The following is a 13,922-nucleotide window of genomic DNA, read 5'->3' as shown; positions in this document are numbered from 1 at the left end:
CTCCCCGGCGGTTTCACAACCCAGATTTTTTCGAGATTTTTCAGCGGCGCCCGGCGAAATTTCGTTGGCGCTGACCCTGGCGGCCCTGTTCGAGATCATCCGCGCGGACAACGAAGCGGGTGACATAGTTACCCTCGTCGGTCGGGATGGGCTCGTCGGCAATCCCGAAGCTGTCGCGCAGCGCCTTGGACAGGGCCTGCTTCTGTTTCTGGTGCTTCGAGGTTTCCGTTGGATTGCCCCTGTGCACCGCAAGCCGGCCGCCACTCAGCGCGAACGCCTTGAGATAGGTCCACACGGCCTTCGGCTTGCCGTTCTTTGCGTTCTTCATGCCGAGTTGATCGGGCTCGAAACGTCGTGTCTCGCCCCGGAAGGTGACATTCAGAACCTCGTTGGCGATGAAGCGCATGGTGATGTCTTCCCAGCGCGCATCGGGCGGAAGCGGCCAGGCCAGCCCCTGTGCCGAGTCCTCCGCGTCGCGCCCAACCGCGTCACGCAGTGGCGCGAACATCTCGGTTGCCGGACGGGCTGGCGCGAACACCCCATCATCCACGATCAAGATGTCCGCGAGCGCCATGCGCGTCACGCCGGCCCGGTCGAGGGCCGTGATCAAGGCATCGGGCAGCGATACGGACGTGGGGGTGAGAAGCAGCCGTGGACCGGGGGTATCGAGCACTTCAGCGAAAGGGCGAGGATCGGCGTCGGCCGAAGGGCCGGGGAGTGCGAGAAATACCGGGAACCCGCGGCCGGCGTAGATGTCGTGGGTTCCGATGCGGGTGACCGGTCCGGTCGTGCCGCGCCCCGGCTGATGCGGTGAAACTCCAAGCGCCCGGGCGATGCGCTTCGCCAGGTCGGTGCGATCCACGCGCAGAATGGCGATGTCGTCTGCATCGAGGTCGAGATGGGCACAGGCCCTGGGCCGGTCGCCGCAGACCGCGCGGATCGAGCCGTCGGCATGGTGAATGACACGGCGCGGACAGCCCGCGCCGCCGGGCGAAGGACAGGGCAGTTCCCGTACCCGGCCTGCCTGTTTCAGCAGATGTTCGACACTTGCGAATTCGTTCCCGATGGTCGCCGTCCATTCCCATCGGCTGGCGGCGGCGTCCGAAAAATCGTCAAGCGCTTTCCAGAACCTCGAAATCCGCATCCTCGTCCGCCTCGCCTGGAACCCGCCAGAAGCCGCGCGCCCGCAGCCAGGCCTCGATGAGATGTTCGTCCTCCTGCCGCTCGTAGCGGGCGATGTTGGCTGGGCGGATGGTCACGGAACGCTCGCGTTTCGAGCCTTCGAAGGCGAAGCGGAAGGTCGCGTGCGTGAACTGCCCACCGTTCAGACGCCTTTCCCAGTTCTCGCCGAACGCCTTGAACAGGTTCTCGGACTTGCGGATTTCAAGCTCCGAGACCTTGCCCGGCCACCGGCGGCCGAATTCCACCAGACGCACCCCGGCGATACCATCGATGTCGTCGTGGACGAGCGCCTCGGGGCCGTGTTCGAGAAGCGGTGCGAGCGTATAACGCTCCGCCAGGTCGAAATAGGCGTCGCTGCCGAACAAGAGCTCGCCGAAGGTCTTGAGGTAGAGTTCACGCTCGCCCTTGGTGGAGGCATTGACGCCCATCTCGTCGGTGGCGCTGTCGTAGATCAGCACGTCGTGCTGTTGCGGGCGATAGAAGGCGTGGCTGCCTTCACCCTCGTCCTCGTGCTTGCCCTCGCGCCGCATGGAGCTGCCGTGCCGGACGAGGATCCAGATCTTTTCGTCGCGGGGAAAGACGAAGATGCGGCTGTTTCGCCCCCGGCGCTTCTTCTCGAACCAGTCGTCCATCCGATCCTGGATGGTTTTCGCTACCTCATCCGAAATTTTGGGCAAGTCCTTCTTTGCCTTCGCCAAGCGCGAGCCCGCGAAATACATGAAGTTCGAGCGCTTGAAGGCCACGGTTTCCGCGTGCTGGCGTTGCAGGAGCATCGGGTTTGCGAGCCAGATCTGGACGGAAACATCGGCCGCGGTCGGTTCGTGCTCTGCGTCGATCGCGATTCCTGCCGCCTCGGCCTGTTCGAGCAATTCCTCCATGCTCTCGTGGCTGGCGGTCTCATGCACGTAATAGAGCGCATCGACCATCGCGTCGGGGACGTTCTCGTCGGGGTTCATCAGGATGGCGGCGATGTCCTCGAGCGGCAGTTCGTCGACGGGCGCGGCGGCAAGATCAAGGCCCCGACCAACGAAATAACCGTTCCACCTGGAGAGGAAGGTCTTCAGGCGGTCCGGGGAAATTTGCTTCAGGCGATCGGGATTGGTGAAAATTCTTGGATTGAATGAAGGCATCAGAATCGCTCCGGCCAAGCTGCTCGTGAGGCGAAAATAGATGCGCGCCGTGCTCGCCACAAGATTGTGTTCATGAAACGTTCCATCCCGCCGATCCGACAGGCCGAGAGCCGCGCCGGTATGTGAGGACAGGCAGCTGGAGCATTCCCCATGATCGCAATTCTCGATCGCGCCCGGCGCGGTTCCATCACCACGTTTCTCATCCGTCTCGCGCGCATCGCGGGAGGCGTTTCATGATCGATCCGGACGCGCGCGAGCGGCAAGCGCTTCACGCCGCCATGAAATTCATGGGCGAGCTGATGGCCGAGATCGGCTGGGCGACCCGTTTCAACGAACTCTCGGCCGAGCAGGCCCGGGCGCTCGCCGAAGCCGCCATCGACGGATTTCAGGAGGCCATGGCCACCTCGGCACCGAAGTCCGACACGGAGATTCCCTTCTGATGGCGGCGCTTCTGGACTTCAACCATCGGGAGAAGAAACCCGGTTTCGCGGACGTGGTGAACGCTCTCATCGATACCGCCCTGACAGCCGAGAACGCCGAGCGACCTGCGCGCGACTATCTCGGGGGCAGCCGGCTGGGCGATGCCTGCCAGCGACGGCTGCAATACGAATATCTCAAGGTGCCGAAGGACGACGGCGCGGAATTTACCGGGCGCTCCTTGCGCATCTTCGCGCTTGGTCATGTGCTCGAGGAGCTCGCGATCGGCTGGCTGCGCAAGGCCGGCTTCGATCTCAGAACGCGCAACCGCCATGGCGAACAGTTCGGGTTTTCCGCCGCTGGCGGTCGCCTGCAGGGGCATGCGGATGGCGTCATCGTGGCCGCGCCAGACGGCATGGCGGTTCCGGCGCTCTGGGAGTGCAAGTCGGCCAATGCGAAGAACTGGCGCGACATCGCCAGGCGCGGCGTGGTCAAGGCCAAGCCGATCTATGCGGCGCAGATCGCGCTCTATCAGGCCTATCTCGGGCTCACCGATGCGCCGGCGCTCTTCACCGCGATCAACAAGGACAGCTGCGAGATCTGGCACGAGCTGGTCCCGTTCGATGCCGAACGCGCGCAGTCCGCCAGCGACAAGGCGGTGCGGATCCTGCGCGCCTGCGACGCGGGCGAACTCTTGCCCCGGCACACGGAGGATCCCGAGCATTTCGAATGCCGCTTCTGTGCCTGGAAGGAGAGGTGCTGGGCATGACGGACGCGCCAATGTGCAGCCCCGACACGACGCTCGCTCCGGATCGCGACATGATCGCGACCTACGCAAGCGTGGTGTTCGGCTATTGCGAGCATCTGGTGCCGGTGCGGGCGCTGGCCGAGAAGGGGGCGACGGACGCGCCTCCGCACACGCCGTTTCTGCCCGCCGACGACAGGCTCGCCGAGATGCTTGCGCGCCAGGCGAGCTGGGCGGCGAACGCGGACATGGCGCTTTTCGTCGTGCCAGGCACGGTCGAGAATCCTGGCGATGCCCGCGCCGAGCACATCCTGCAGACGCAGGTCTTGCTGGTCGATCTCGACCATGGCGACATCGCGGCGAAACGCGCCCATCTCGAACGCCATGTTGGGCGACCCACTCTGGTCGTGGCCTCGGGCGGTGTGACGGCGGAGGGTCAGCGCAAGCTGCACCTCTACTGGCGCCTGACCGAGCCGGCGGAAGGCGAAGACGTCGCCCGCGTGTGCCGGCTGCGCCAGACGATTGCCGCGAAGGTCGGCGGCGATCCGGCCTTCAAATCCGCCCATCAGCCGATCCGCGTCGCGGGCAGCATCCACGCGAAAGGCGGCAGCCGACGGCTCGTCGAGATCGTCGATCACGCCGAGATCGATCACGACCTTGGCGAACTCACCGAGGCAATCCTGGCGATGCCGCCGATGGAGGGGCTCTCGGATGACGCGCTCGATTTCAACGGCGCCGGTCGCGGAGGCGACTCGGTCCCGGAACTGTTCGGGCGTCCGGTTCGCGAAGGCGGCGTCGACGGCACGACCCGCTTCGATGCGCTTTCGCGCGTCATCGGCTACTGGATCCGACGCTGCCGCGAAGGGCACGTCACGCCGGGCGAGGCCTGGGACGAGATCAAGAGCTACAACCTCGCCCGCATCGATCCGCCCTGGCCAGAGGACAGGCTGAAAAAGGAAGCCGAGCGTCTCTGGCAGCGCGATCTCGAGCGCAATGGGGCCTTCGACGACGAACTTTCCGAGGGCGCCGATGGCGGTGGCGGAGACAATAACGGCCCGACACCCGTGCGTTTCAGCGAGGACGCGCTGGCGGCGCGCTTTGCAGAAAGGCACGCGGATCGCTGGCGCTACGTGGCCGGATGGGGACAGTGGCTCACCTGGACCGGGGTGGTCTGGCGGCGCGAGGACACGCTGCAGGCCTTCGATCTCGCGCGCCAGGTCTGCCGCGAGGCGGCGGTCCGCGCACCGTCTGCGCGTGTTCGCACCAAGCTGTCCACGGCCGCAACTGTGGCCGCTGTCGAGCGGCTCGCCCGCAGCGATCGCAGGCATGCCAGCACGACCGAGATCTGGGACCGCGACCCCTGGCTTCTGAACACCGGCGATGGCGTGATCGACCTTCGCACAGGCGCGCAGTCCGCCCACGATCCGCAGCTCTTCATGACCAAGGTCGCGGGCGCGGCCTCGAAGGGCGCCTGTCCGACATGGGAGGCGTTCCTTGACACGGTCACGGGCGGCGATGTCGAGCTGCAGGCCTATCTGCGCCGAATGGCCGGTTACTGCCTGACCGGTGTGACCACCGAACACGCGCTGTTCTTCCTCTACGGCACCGGCGCCAACGGCAAATCGGTCTTTGCCAACACGCTGACCGCGATCATGGGCGATTACGCGACTGTCGCGGCCATGGACATGTTCATGGCCACCCATGGCGACCGCCATCCGACCGACATGGCGGGCTTGCGCGGCGCGCGGATCGTGACCTCCATCGAGACCGAACAGGGAAGTCGCTGGGCCGAAAGCAAGCTGAAGGCCCTCACCGGCGGCGACAAGATCACCGCCCGCTTCATACGGCAGGACTTCTTCGAGTTCATCCCGCAGTTCAAGCTTCTGATCGTCGGCAACCACAAGCCGTCCATTCGCAACGTGGACGAGGCAATGAAGCGACGGCTGCACATGGTGCCCTTCACGGTCACCATCCCGCCGGCCAAACGCGACCGCCGCCTGTCCGACAGGCTTCTGGCCGAGCGTGACGGCATCCTCGCTTGGGCGCTCCGGGGCTGCCTGGAGTGGCAGGAGACCGGACTGCGCCCGCCCGAGGCCGTGATGGCGGCGACCGAGGATTACTTCGAGGCAGAAGACGCGCTCGGGCGGTGGCTGGAGGAGTGCTGCGATGTCGGCAGCTCATCGTTCGAGTCCGGATCGACCGAGCTTTTCAACAGCTGGAAGAGCTGGGCGGAGGCGAACGGAGAATACGCCGGCTCGATGAAGCGCTTCTCGGAGACCCTGAGCGCCCGCGGCTTCGAAAAATTCAAGACCAGCACGGTGCGCGGGTTTCGCGGGATCGCCGTGAGGGACAACAAGACCGACCTTTTCGAGGGGGACTACAATGACCAGTAAAACAAGGGAAATGGCGGATGTGGCGGGTTATGACCATATAACCGTCACGCGTGCGCACACGCGCGCCCGTGAGATGTTAACCGAACAACCCGCCACATCCGCCACAACCGCCACCGAAGCGCGGGCCACGAACGGAGACGTACTCCCCGACACGGTGCTTGCGCTCGATCTCGGAACCACGACCGGCTGGGCACTGCGCGGCCATGACGGTCTGATCACCAGCGGCACCGTCTGCTTCAAACCCCGGCGATTTGATGGTGGCGGCATGCGGTATTTGCGCTTCACCAACTGGCTGACCGAGATCGACCGGATCTCGGGGCCGATCTCGGCGATCTGGTTCGAGGAGGTCCGCCGCCACGCCGGCACCGACGCGAGCCACATCTACGGCGGGCTCATGGCCACGCTGACCGCATGGGCTGAACTGCGGGGTGTGCCCTACGAGGGCGTCCCGATCGGCACGATCAAGCGGCACGTCGCCGCCAAGGGCAACGCCGACAAGGCTGCCGTCATGGCCGCCGTTCGCGCCCGCGGCTTCTCGCCCGCGGACGACAATGAAGCCGACGCCATCGCCATCCTCCTCTGGGCGATCGAGACGAACGGGGGTGTCGCATGAGGTGGCATCCTAAAGGCTACGGCGGCGAACGCCGGGATCCCGAGCAGGTCAAGCGCGAGGGCTGGCAGGAACAGGGTGTCCTCGCGGTCTCTGCCGATGATGACCGCCTGACATGGCCCGAGCGCGAACTGGTCCGGCAGTTGTGCGAGAAGCTCTACGGCCCGCGCCCCACGGAAGTGGAGGCACGCCATGGCTGACCGCATCTGGACCGCCGACTGCGTCGCCGATCATTTCGAGGAGGCATTTCGCACCCTGCGCAAGCTGCCGCCGGTGAAGGTGCAGGGCTATTTCAACACCTGGCCGGAGATCGTGCGGACGAGTCGCGAGATTGCCTTCATGGAACCCGAGCCGATGCATATCCGGCCGTCGGCCGCCGCCATCACGCGGCTCGAGCAGACGTTCGACTGGGTGCTCTGGATCGAGGAGGCGGAGCGCAAGCTGGTCTGGTCGCGTGCGGCCCGCGTGCCTTGGAAGGTGATCAGCCATGAGCATGGCTGCGATCGCACTACGGCGTGGCGACGCTGGCAGCTCGCCCTCACCAAGATTGCGGCGCGGCTCAATGCGCAGTGACTCCAATGTGTTGCAACACTTTTCCATGCAACAGATGGGGGCAAATCAGATATGTTTCTGGCTATGCTCGGGAGAGGCGCGCCCGCGACGGATCGCCCCCCCCTCGCGGGCGTTGTCGTTTCCGGTGTCGTCGCTATTGCCATCGTCACCATCATCGAGACCAGCATCATGCCCGTCCGCCCTCCGATCCATCGCCCGGTTGGCCGGCGCGAGAAGCGCGAGCGCGATCGTGATTACGCAAGCAGGCGCAATCCGGTGGCACGTGCGCTCTACCGCTCGAAGCGCTGGCGAACGGAACGCGCATCCTTCCTGCACGATCATCCGCTGTGCGTGGAATGCGCGCGCCATGATCTGATCCGACCGGCCAGCGTCGTCGACCATATCGATCCGCATGGCGGTGATGAGACGGTGTTCTGGGACCGCAGCCGCTGGCAGGCGCTGTGCGCATCGTGCCACGGCCGGAAGACGGCCGGCAGCGACGGTGGCTTCGGCAATGTGTGCCGCCGCTCGTGAGCCCAAGCCCTCCCCCGGGGAGGTCAAATCTCTGGAGAGTTCGCTCCCAGGACCGCGCGCCACCAACAGCGCATCCGCGGCCAAAATGGCAATGGGGGGGTGCGCAACCAGGATGTTGATTTCATTGGATACAGACAATGGCAGTCGCTGAAACCGCGCACATCGGCGCCGACGACCACGCACGCCAGCTTTCGGTCGAATACCGGCCGCTCGACAGCCTGGTGCCCTATGCGCGCAATGCCCGCACGCATTCGGATGCGCAGGTGGCCGAGATCGCCGGGTCGATCCGCGCCTTCGGCTTCACCAACCCGGTGCTGATTGCCGAGGATGGCACGCTGATTGCCGGTCATGGCCGCGTGCTGGCGGCGCGCAAGCTCGGTATGGAGACGGTGCCGACGATCGTGCTGGCGGGACTGTCGGAGACGCAGCGCCGGGCGCTGGTGCTCGCCGACAACCGCATTGCCATGAATGCCGGCTGGGACGAGGAGCTGCTGGCGCTCGAGCTCTCCGACCTGCAGGAGGCCGGCTTTGACCTTGGCCTCACCGGCTTCGGCGACGACGAGTTGCAGAACCTGCTTTACGGCAGCCATGACGAACAGGATGGGCTGACCGAGGACGACGCCATTCCGCAGGTGCCGGCAACGCCTGTCACACGGCGCGGCGATCTGTGGCTGCTGGGTGATCACCGGCTGCTGTGCGGTGATAGCACCTCGCCGGAAGATGTTGGTCGCCTGATGAACGGCGAACGGGCGGCGCTGTTTGCCACCGGTCCGCCCTACCTGGTCGATTATGACGGAACCAACCATCCGACAAAGAAAACCGCCTCGGCGCGGGCGAAGAAAATCGCCAACAAGGACTGGGGCGACGATTATATCGAGCAGCCGCACTGGGATGATTCTGCCCAAGGACCGCAGTTCTACGAGGCCTTCTGCAAGGTGGCGATCGAGCATGCCATTGCCGAGGATGTGGCATGGTATTGCTGGCACGCCTCGCGCCGCCAGCGCATGCTGGAAACGGTCTGGGATCAGTTCGATGTGCTGCATCACCAGCAGATCATCTGGGCCAAATCGCGCCCGGTGCTGACGCGCTCGGTGATGCTGTGGGCGCATGAGCCGTGCCTGTTCGGATGGCGTCGCGGCAAGAAGCCCCGCATCAACCGCGAGGGGTTCGAGAGCTGGCCGACCACGGTGTGGAACATCCCATCCTCGGAGATCGAAACCCGCGAGCATCCGACTTCGAAGCCGGTGCGCGTGTTCACGCTGCCGATGCAGCTGCACACAAGACCGGGCGACATCTGCTACGAGCCGTTCTCCGGTTCGGGCTCACAGCTGATCGCCGGCGAGAAGACCGGCCGCCGCGTCTATGGCCTCGAACTGTCGGAGGCCTTCTGCGATGTGGTCGTCAAGCGCTGGCAGGCATTCACCGGCAAGGCGGCCAGGCTCGATGGCGACGGCCGCCGTTTTGATGAGATCGCGGCCGATCGAGTGCCTGATGCCGGGACCGCGACCGGGGATGCGGCAGCGGCATGAAGCAATCCCGCACCATGTCTCTGGTGGAGTCGCTGGCCAACGTCGCCGTCGGTTACGGCGTAGCGGTGATCACGCAGATGCTGGTGTTCCCGCTGTTCGGGTTGTCCACCACGCTGGCCGACAACATGGCCATGGGCGCGATCTTCACCGTGGTGTCGATCGCGCGCAGTTTTACATTGCGGCGGGTGTTCGAAGCGGTGCGCATTCGTAGTGACGGCACAGGATAAATGTATGGAGAAGCCACCATGGCGGGACGCAAGCCGCTGCCGACGCATCTGAAGCTGGTGAAGGGCACGGCCCGTCCGCATCGCCTGAACAAGGCCGAGCCGAAGCCGGTGGTGGCGACGCCCGAACCGCCTGACCATCTCGACGATGCTGCGAAGGCGAAGTTCACCGAGATGGCCGAGCTGCTGGCCGGCCACGGCGTCATGACCGAATTGGATACGCACGCACTCGCCCGCTACGTCGTGATCTGGCGGCGCTGGCTGGAGGCGGAGCAGGAAGTGAAGCGCCGTGGCCCTGTGGTGAAAACGTCGAATGACAACATCATCCAGAACCCGTTCCTGGCTGTGGCCAACAAGTGCCTGGCGCAGATGGCGCAGATCGAGAGCGAATTCGGACTGACGCCGTCCAGCCGCTCGCGCATCCGTATGGCGGAACCCGCCGAGACGAGCGATCCGTTCGAGGAGTTCCTGAACCGTGGCCGCAAAGCCTAGTTCCCGTGCTTCGCGCCCACTGGACGGGAGCGGCAGGAAAGCACCACCCTGTCCGGTTACAGCCTATGCCCGTGCGGTGGTTGGCGGCCGGATCGTCGCCGGCCGGCTCGTGCGTCTGGCCTGCGAGCGGCACCTCGCGGACCTGAAGGTGGGGGTAAAACGCGGCCTGGTCTGGGATGGCGCTGCGGCACGTCATGCGATCGACTTCTTCGGCCATCTGCGCCACTCGACCGGCGAATGGGCGGGCGAGCCCTTCGTGCTTCAGGGCTGGCAGCAGTTCGTCGTCGGCTCGCTTTATGGCTGGAAGCGCAAGGACGGTTTGCGCCGGTTTCGCACCGCCTATGTCGAAGTAGCAAGGAAGAACGGCAAGTCGGTGCTTCTGGCCGGCACGGCGCTTTATGCCCTGATCGCCGATGGTGAACCGGGTGCGCATGTCTATTCGGCGGCAACGACGCGCGATCAGGCCAGGATCGTCTTTGGCGAGGCCGAGCGCATGGTGGCAGCGAGTTCGGCGCTGCAATCGAGGATCACACGCACGGTGAACAATCTGGCCGTGCTGCCGACCTCGTCCTGGTTCAGGCCGCTGTCGGCGGACGCCAGCAAGATGGACGGGCTGAACATCCATTTTGCGGCCGTCGATGAAGTGCACGAACATCCGGGACCGGAGATCATCCAGAAGCTGAACACCGCCACCGGTGCGCGGCGCCAGCCGCTGATCTTCGAGATCACGACGGCCGGCTATGATCGCCATTCGGTCTGCCGCCAGCATCACGAGTTCTCGGTGAAGGCGCTGGAAGGCACGGTGCCGACGGAATCGTCGGACAGCTGGTTTGCCTATATCGCCACCATCGATGAGGGCGACGACTGGACCGACGAAAAGGTCTGGGTGAAGGCCAATCCGAGCCTTGGCGTGACGGTGAAGCTGGATGACCTGAAGCGGCAGATCGACGAGGCCAGGGAAATGCCGGCGCAGCAGAATGCGATCCGCCGGCTGCGCCTGAACGAATGGACCGAGCAGGTCACCCGCTGGCTCGACATGAGCGTGTGGGAGGAAGGCGGACTGCCAGCTGCCACCGACTGGCGCATCGTCAAACACGAGCTGGAGGAACTGGAAGGCAAGCTGCTGGGGCGTGAATGCTATGGCGGGCTCGATCTTGCCCGCGTCAACGATCTGTCGGCCTTCGTGCTGGTCTTCCCGCCGACACTGGATGAGGCGCTTGGAAAGCTTGCCGACAAATGGATCGTCACCTGCCGCTTCTGGATTCCCGAGGACGACATAGTCCGCCGTGTGCGGCGCGACCGCGTGCCCTATGACGTCTGGCGCGATCAGGGATTTTTGACCGCGACACCCGGCAATGCCACCGACTTTGCCTTCATCGAGGCCGAGATACTGGAGCTGTCCTCACGCCATGATCTGCGGGAGCTGTCCTATGATCGCACCTTTGCCGGCGAGATCGTCCAGCATCTGCAGGATGAAGGCTTGAACCTGGTGCAGTTCGGACAAGGGTTTTTGTCCATGGCGGCACCCACGGCGGAGCTGGAGCGGCTTTCGGTGTCACGCTCGCTCTGGCATGGCGGCCATCCCGTGCTGCGATGGAACGCCTCCAATGTTGCCGTGCGCCATGATCCGGCCGGCAACATCAAGCCGGACAAGGAACGCTCCAGAGAGCGCATCGACGGCATTGTCGCCATCTGCAACGCGCTCGGGCGGGCGCTGGCCCGCGACGTCAATGCCGGCCGCTCGGTCTATGAGACCCGCGGCATCCTGTTGCTGTAAAGAGCTGACGAAAGAACCCAATGGCATTCTGGTCGAACTGGTTCGGCGGCGCAAAACCGCCGGCCGCATCTCCGCGCGCGTCGTTCCAGGATGCGGGTGGCGGGATCGTGATCACCACGGCGCAGCAGCTGGAAGAGGCGCTGCGCTCGGGAACGGTGACCGCCTCGGGGGCTGCGGTGACGCCCGACAGCGCCATGCGGGTGGCGGCCGTCTATGCCTGTGTGCGCATCATCTCGGGTGCTGTGGCGACATTGCCGCTGCACATCAAGCGCCGGGTGGATGAGCGCACCCGCGAAGACGCCTCCGACACGCCGATCTGGACGGTGCTGCGACGACGGCCGAACCGCTGGCAGACGCCGTCGCAGTTCCGCCGCATGCTGCAGGCGCATCTGCTTTTGCGCGGCAATGCCTACGCCATGATCGTTCGCTCGCGCGGACTGGTGCAGGAACTGATCCCGCTGCATCCCGACCGGGTCGAGGTCAGGCAGACGGACGATCTGGCGCTGGAATACATCTACACCCGCCAGGACGGACGGCGCATCCGGCTCCGCCAGGATGAGGTGTTCCATCTGGTCGGGCTGACGCTGGATGGCGTGCATGGCGTGTCGGCGATTGCCTACGCCCGCGAGACCATCGGGCTGTCGCTGGCCATGGAAGACCATGGTGCAACCACCTTCCGTAATGGCGCCCGCGTCAGCGGCGTATTGAAACATCCGAACAAGCTCGGGCCCGAGGCGGTCGCCAATCTCAAGGCCGGGCTCGAAGAGTTCCGCTCCGGCGGCGAGCAGGAGGGAAAGAACCTGATCCTCGAAGAGGGCATGGACTATGCCCGCATCGCCATGACGGCCGAGGATGCGCAATGGATCGAGAGCCGCAAGTTCAGCCGCACCGACATTGCCATGTTCTTCGGCGTGCCGCCGCACATGATCGGCGATACGGAAAAGTCGACCAGCTGGGGCACGGGTATCGAGCAGCAATCGATCGGCTTCGTCGCCTGGACGCTCGAGGACCATCTGACCATGTGGGAAGAGGCGATCAACCGCGACCTGATCGGCGCGGAAGACGATCTCTACGCGCGCTTCAACCGGGCGGCGCTGGTCAAGGGCGACATCAAGGCGCGCTGGGAGGCTTACGTCAAAGGCCTGCAATGGGGCGTCTACAGCCCGAATGAAATCCGCGCGCTCGAAGACCAGAACCCGCGCGACGGCGGCGACGTCTTCTATCCGCCGTCGAACACGGCGGGCGAACCAGCTGGTGGCATGAGTGCAGACGGAGACGCCGACGCTGACCATTTTGAACCAAAGGAGAACGAACCATGAGCCTTCTTGGTGCGCTGAAACTGGCCTCGACGCTGATCGTCATGGCGGTTGTCGGGCTGGCCGCCATCAGCCCTGCTTTCGACTTCGGCATCTTCATCGGTGGCGTCACGCTCGGCGGATACCTGTTCCAGCTTCTGGAGAACCTCTGATGAGCCTACGCCAGCTGCCCGAGGCGCCCACAATGGCTCGCCCACAGAACTACCAGTGGGATGCGCCGAGCGACGTGCTGGCGAAATGGGCAGAGCACTCTTTTGCCGCTGCGCCCGGTGCCGACGCCGACGCCACCATCTCCATCTTCGACGTCATCGGCGAGGATGGCTGGACAGGCGGCGGCGTCACGGCAAAGCGCATCTCGGCGGCGCTCCGTTCGATCGGCAATCGCGACGTCATCGTGCGCATCAACTCGCCCGGCGGCGACATGTTCGAGGGCATCGCCATCTACAATTTACTGCGTACGCACCCGGCAAAGGTGACCGTCGAGGTGCTGGGCTGGGCAGCGTCGGCCGCGTCCATCATCGCCATGGCCGGCGATGTGATCCGCATGGGGCTCGGCTCCTTCATGATGGTGCACAATGCCTGGGGTCTGGTCATCGGCAACCGCCATGACCTGCGCGAGGCCGCCAGCCTGTTCGAGCAGTTCGATGCGGCACTTGCCGACATCTACGAGGCCCGCACCGGCATCGATCGCGTCGGCATCGAACGGCTGATGGATGCCGAGACCTTCATGACGGCAGCGCAGGCCGTCGAATATGGCTTTGCCGATGCCGTCGACGATGGCGTTGCAGCGCCTTCCGGCGATGCCAAAAGCACAGACCGGCGGTTGATGGCACGCCGGCAAACCGAGGCCGCGCTCGCGAAGGCCGGCTTCACCCGCACCATGCGCTCCGAGATGCTCTCGGAGTTGATCGGCTCGGCCACGCGTGATGCAGGCCAGCCTTCCGCCGCGCGCGATGCAGGCGACAATCCCGAACTGAATGCCGCCGCCCTGCAGCGGCTGATCGACACCATCAGATCATAG

Annotated in this window: 16 protein-coding genes; 14 read left to right on the top strand and 2 right to left on the bottom strand. The window is 64.9% G+C overall.

From position 1 onward, the window contains the following. Nucleotides 1-40 precede the first annotated feature (40 nt). Both HNQ73_RS06870 and HNQ73_RS06865 read right to left on the bottom strand, forming a co-directional pair. The gene (locus HNQ73_RS06870) at nucleotides 41-1,144 is read right to left on the bottom strand and encodes a hypothetical protein (RefSeq protein ID WP_183333600.1); all 1,104 of its coding nucleotides are present in this window, start codon (nucleotides 1,142-1,144) and stop codon (nucleotides 41-43) included. Beyond that, nucleotides 1,113-2,372, bottom strand: coding sequence for a hypothetical protein (locus tag HNQ73_RS06865; protein ID WP_183333598.1), 1,260 nt, complete (start codon nucleotides 2,370-2,372; stop codon nucleotides 1,113-1,115). The genes HNQ73_RS06870 and HNQ73_RS06865 overlap by 32 nt, the downstream gene beginning before the upstream one ends. 173 nt (nucleotides 2,373-2,545) lie before the next feature. Between HNQ73_RS06865 and HNQ73_RS06860 the strand changes: the two genes are divergently transcribed. The 14 genes from HNQ73_RS06860 to HNQ73_RS06795 all read left to right on the top strand — a co-directional run bounded on the left by HNQ73_RS06860 (nucleotide 2,546) and on the right by HNQ73_RS06795 (nucleotide 13,922). Next, nucleotides 2,546-2,752, top strand: coding sequence for a DUF6511 domain-containing protein (locus tag HNQ73_RS06860; RefSeq protein WP_173935132.1), 207 nt, complete (start codon nucleotides 2,546-2,548; stop codon nucleotides 2,750-2,752). Then, on the top strand, nucleotides 2,752-3,498 hold the full coding sequence (locus tag HNQ73_RS06855; RefSeq protein WP_173935133.1) for a PD-(D/E)XK nuclease family protein: 747 nt from the start codon (nucleotides 2,752-2,754) through the stop codon (nucleotides 3,496-3,498). Before HNQ73_RS06860 ends, HNQ73_RS06855 begins: the two co-directional genes overlap by 1 nt. Before the next feature lie 50 nt (nucleotides 3,499-3,548). Further along, nucleotides 3,549-5,867, top strand: coding sequence for a phage/plasmid primase, P4 family (locus tag HNQ73_RS06850; RefSeq protein ID WP_210305026.1), 2,319 nt, complete (start codon nucleotides 3,549-3,551; stop codon nucleotides 5,865-5,867). 154 nt (nucleotides 5,868-6,021) lie between these two features. Continuing rightward, nucleotides 6,022-6,480, top strand: a complete 459-nt coding sequence (locus tag HNQ73_RS06845; protein WP_173935256.1) for a hypothetical protein — start codon at nucleotides 6,022-6,024, stop codon at nucleotides 6,478-6,480. After that, on the top strand, nucleotides 6,477-6,677 hold the full coding sequence (locus HNQ73_RS06840) for a hypothetical protein (RefSeq protein WP_173935134.1): 201 nt from the start codon (nucleotides 6,477-6,479) through the stop codon (nucleotides 6,675-6,677). Before HNQ73_RS06845 ends, HNQ73_RS06840 begins: the two co-directional genes overlap by 4 nt. Continuing rightward, nucleotides 6,670-7,050 (top strand): DUF6362 family protein, encoded by a 381-nt coding sequence (locus HNQ73_RS06835; RefSeq protein ID WP_173935135.1) that lies wholly within the window; start codon nucleotides 6,670-6,672, stop codon nucleotides 7,048-7,050. The genes HNQ73_RS06840 and HNQ73_RS06835 overlap by 8 nt, the downstream gene beginning before the upstream one ends. Before the next feature lie 51 nt (nucleotides 7,051-7,101). Beyond that, nucleotides 7,102-7,563 carry an HNH endonuclease gene (locus tag HNQ73_RS06830; RefSeq protein ID WP_244649996.1) on the top strand — a complete coding sequence of 154 codons (462 nt, stop codon included), beginning with the start codon at nucleotides 7,102-7,104 and terminating at the stop codon, nucleotides 7,561-7,563. 137 nt (nucleotides 7,564-7,700) lie between these two features. After that, a complete protein-coding gene (locus HNQ73_RS06825; RefSeq protein ID WP_183333596.1) occupies nucleotides 7,701-9,092 on the top strand; it encodes a site-specific DNA-methyltransferase in 1,392 nt (463 codons plus the stop codon). Further along, complete coding sequence (locus HNQ73_RS06820) at nucleotides 9,089-9,319, top strand: DUF7220 family protein (RefSeq protein WP_100651844.1); 231 nt, start codon at nucleotides 9,089-9,091, stop codon at nucleotides 9,317-9,319. The genes HNQ73_RS06825 and HNQ73_RS06820 overlap by 4 nt, the downstream gene beginning before the upstream one ends. A gap of 18 nt (nucleotides 9,320-9,337) precedes the next feature. Then, on the top strand, nucleotides 9,338-9,808 hold the full coding sequence (locus HNQ73_RS06815; protein ID WP_035029118.1) for a phage terminase small subunit P27 family: 471 nt from the start codon (nucleotides 9,338-9,340) through the stop codon (nucleotides 9,806-9,808). Further along, entirely contained in the window at nucleotides 9,792-11,585 is a 1,794-nt protein-coding gene (locus HNQ73_RS06810) for a terminase large subunit (RefSeq protein WP_183333594.1), read from the top strand. Before HNQ73_RS06815 ends, HNQ73_RS06810 begins: the two co-directional genes overlap by 17 nt. Before the next feature lie 20 nt (nucleotides 11,586-11,605). Further along, complete coding sequence (locus tag HNQ73_RS06805) at nucleotides 11,606-12,904, top strand: phage portal protein (RefSeq protein ID WP_244649997.1); 1,299 nt, start codon at nucleotides 11,606-11,608, stop codon at nucleotides 12,902-12,904. Next, the gene (locus tag HNQ73_RS06800; RefSeq protein ID WP_156953508.1) at nucleotides 12,901-13,053 is read left to right on the top strand and encodes a hypothetical protein; all 153 of its coding nucleotides are present in this window, start codon (nucleotides 12,901-12,903) and stop codon (nucleotides 13,051-13,053) included. Before HNQ73_RS06805 ends, HNQ73_RS06800 begins: the two co-directional genes overlap by 4 nt. Then, nucleotides 13,053-13,922 carry a head maturation protease, ClpP-related gene (locus HNQ73_RS06795; protein WP_183333593.1) on the top strand — a complete coding sequence of 290 codons (870 nt, stop codon included), beginning with the start codon at nucleotides 13,053-13,055 and terminating at the stop codon, nucleotides 13,920-13,922. Before HNQ73_RS06800 ends, HNQ73_RS06795 begins: the two co-directional genes overlap by 1 nt.

The sequence above is a fragment of the Chelatococcus composti genome (assembly GCF_014201415.1).
Lineage (GTDB): Bacteria > Pseudomonadota > Alphaproteobacteria > Rhizobiales > Beijerinckiaceae > Chelatococcus_A > Chelatococcus_A composti.
The sequence above is the reverse complement of the archived record's forward strand: the minus strand, read 5'-3'. Positions and strand labels throughout refer to the sequence as shown.

Excerpts from the sequence above, each read along its gene's own strand:
- HNQ73_RS06870 (WP_183333600.1), bottom strand. The coding sequence starts at position 1,144 with ATGCGGATTTCGAGGTTCTGGAAAGCGCTTGACGATTTTTCGGACGCC.
- HNQ73_RS06860 (WP_173935132.1), top strand. The coding sequence starts at position 2,546 with ATGATCGATCCGGACGCGCGCGAGCGGCAAGCGCTTCACGCCGCCATG.
- HNQ73_RS06855 (WP_173935133.1), top strand. The coding sequence starts at position 2,752 with ATGGCGGCGCTTCTGGACTTCAACCATCGGGAGAAGAAACCCGGTTTC.
- HNQ73_RS06850 (WP_210305026.1), top strand. The coding sequence starts at position 3,549 with ATGATCGCGACCTACGCAAGCGTGGTGTTCGGCTATTGCGAGCATCTG.
- HNQ73_RS06840 (WP_173935134.1), top strand. The coding sequence starts at position 6,477 with ATGAGGTGGCATCCTAAAGGCTACGGCGGCGAACGCCGGGATCCCGAG.
- HNQ73_RS06835 (WP_173935135.1), top strand. The coding sequence starts at position 6,670 with ATGGCTGACCGCATCTGGACCGCCGACTGCGTCGCCGATCATTTCGAG.
- HNQ73_RS06830 (WP_244649996.1), top strand. The coding sequence starts at position 7,102 with ATGTTTCTGGCTATGCTCGGGAGAGGCGCGCCCGCGACGGATCGCCCC.
- HNQ73_RS06825 (WP_183333596.1), top strand. The coding sequence starts at position 7,701 with ATGGCAGTCGCTGAAACCGCGCACATCGGCGCCGACGACCACGCACGC.
- HNQ73_RS06820 (WP_100651844.1), top strand. The coding sequence starts at position 9,089 with ATGAAGCAATCCCGCACCATGTCTCTGGTGGAGTCGCTGGCCAACGTC.
- HNQ73_RS06815 (WP_035029118.1), top strand. The coding sequence starts at position 9,338 with ATGGCGGGACGCAAGCCGCTGCCGACGCATCTGAAGCTGGTGAAGGGC.
- HNQ73_RS06805 (WP_244649997.1), top strand. The coding sequence starts at position 11,606 with ATGGCATTCTGGTCGAACTGGTTCGGCGGCGCAAAACCGCCGGCCGCA.
- HNQ73_RS06800 (WP_156953508.1), top strand. The coding sequence starts at position 12,901 with ATGAGCCTTCTTGGTGCGCTGAAACTGGCCTCGACGCTGATCGTCATG.
- HNQ73_RS06795 (WP_183333593.1), top strand. The coding sequence starts at position 13,053 with ATGAGCCTACGCCAGCTGCCCGAGGCGCCCACAATGGCTCGCCCACAG.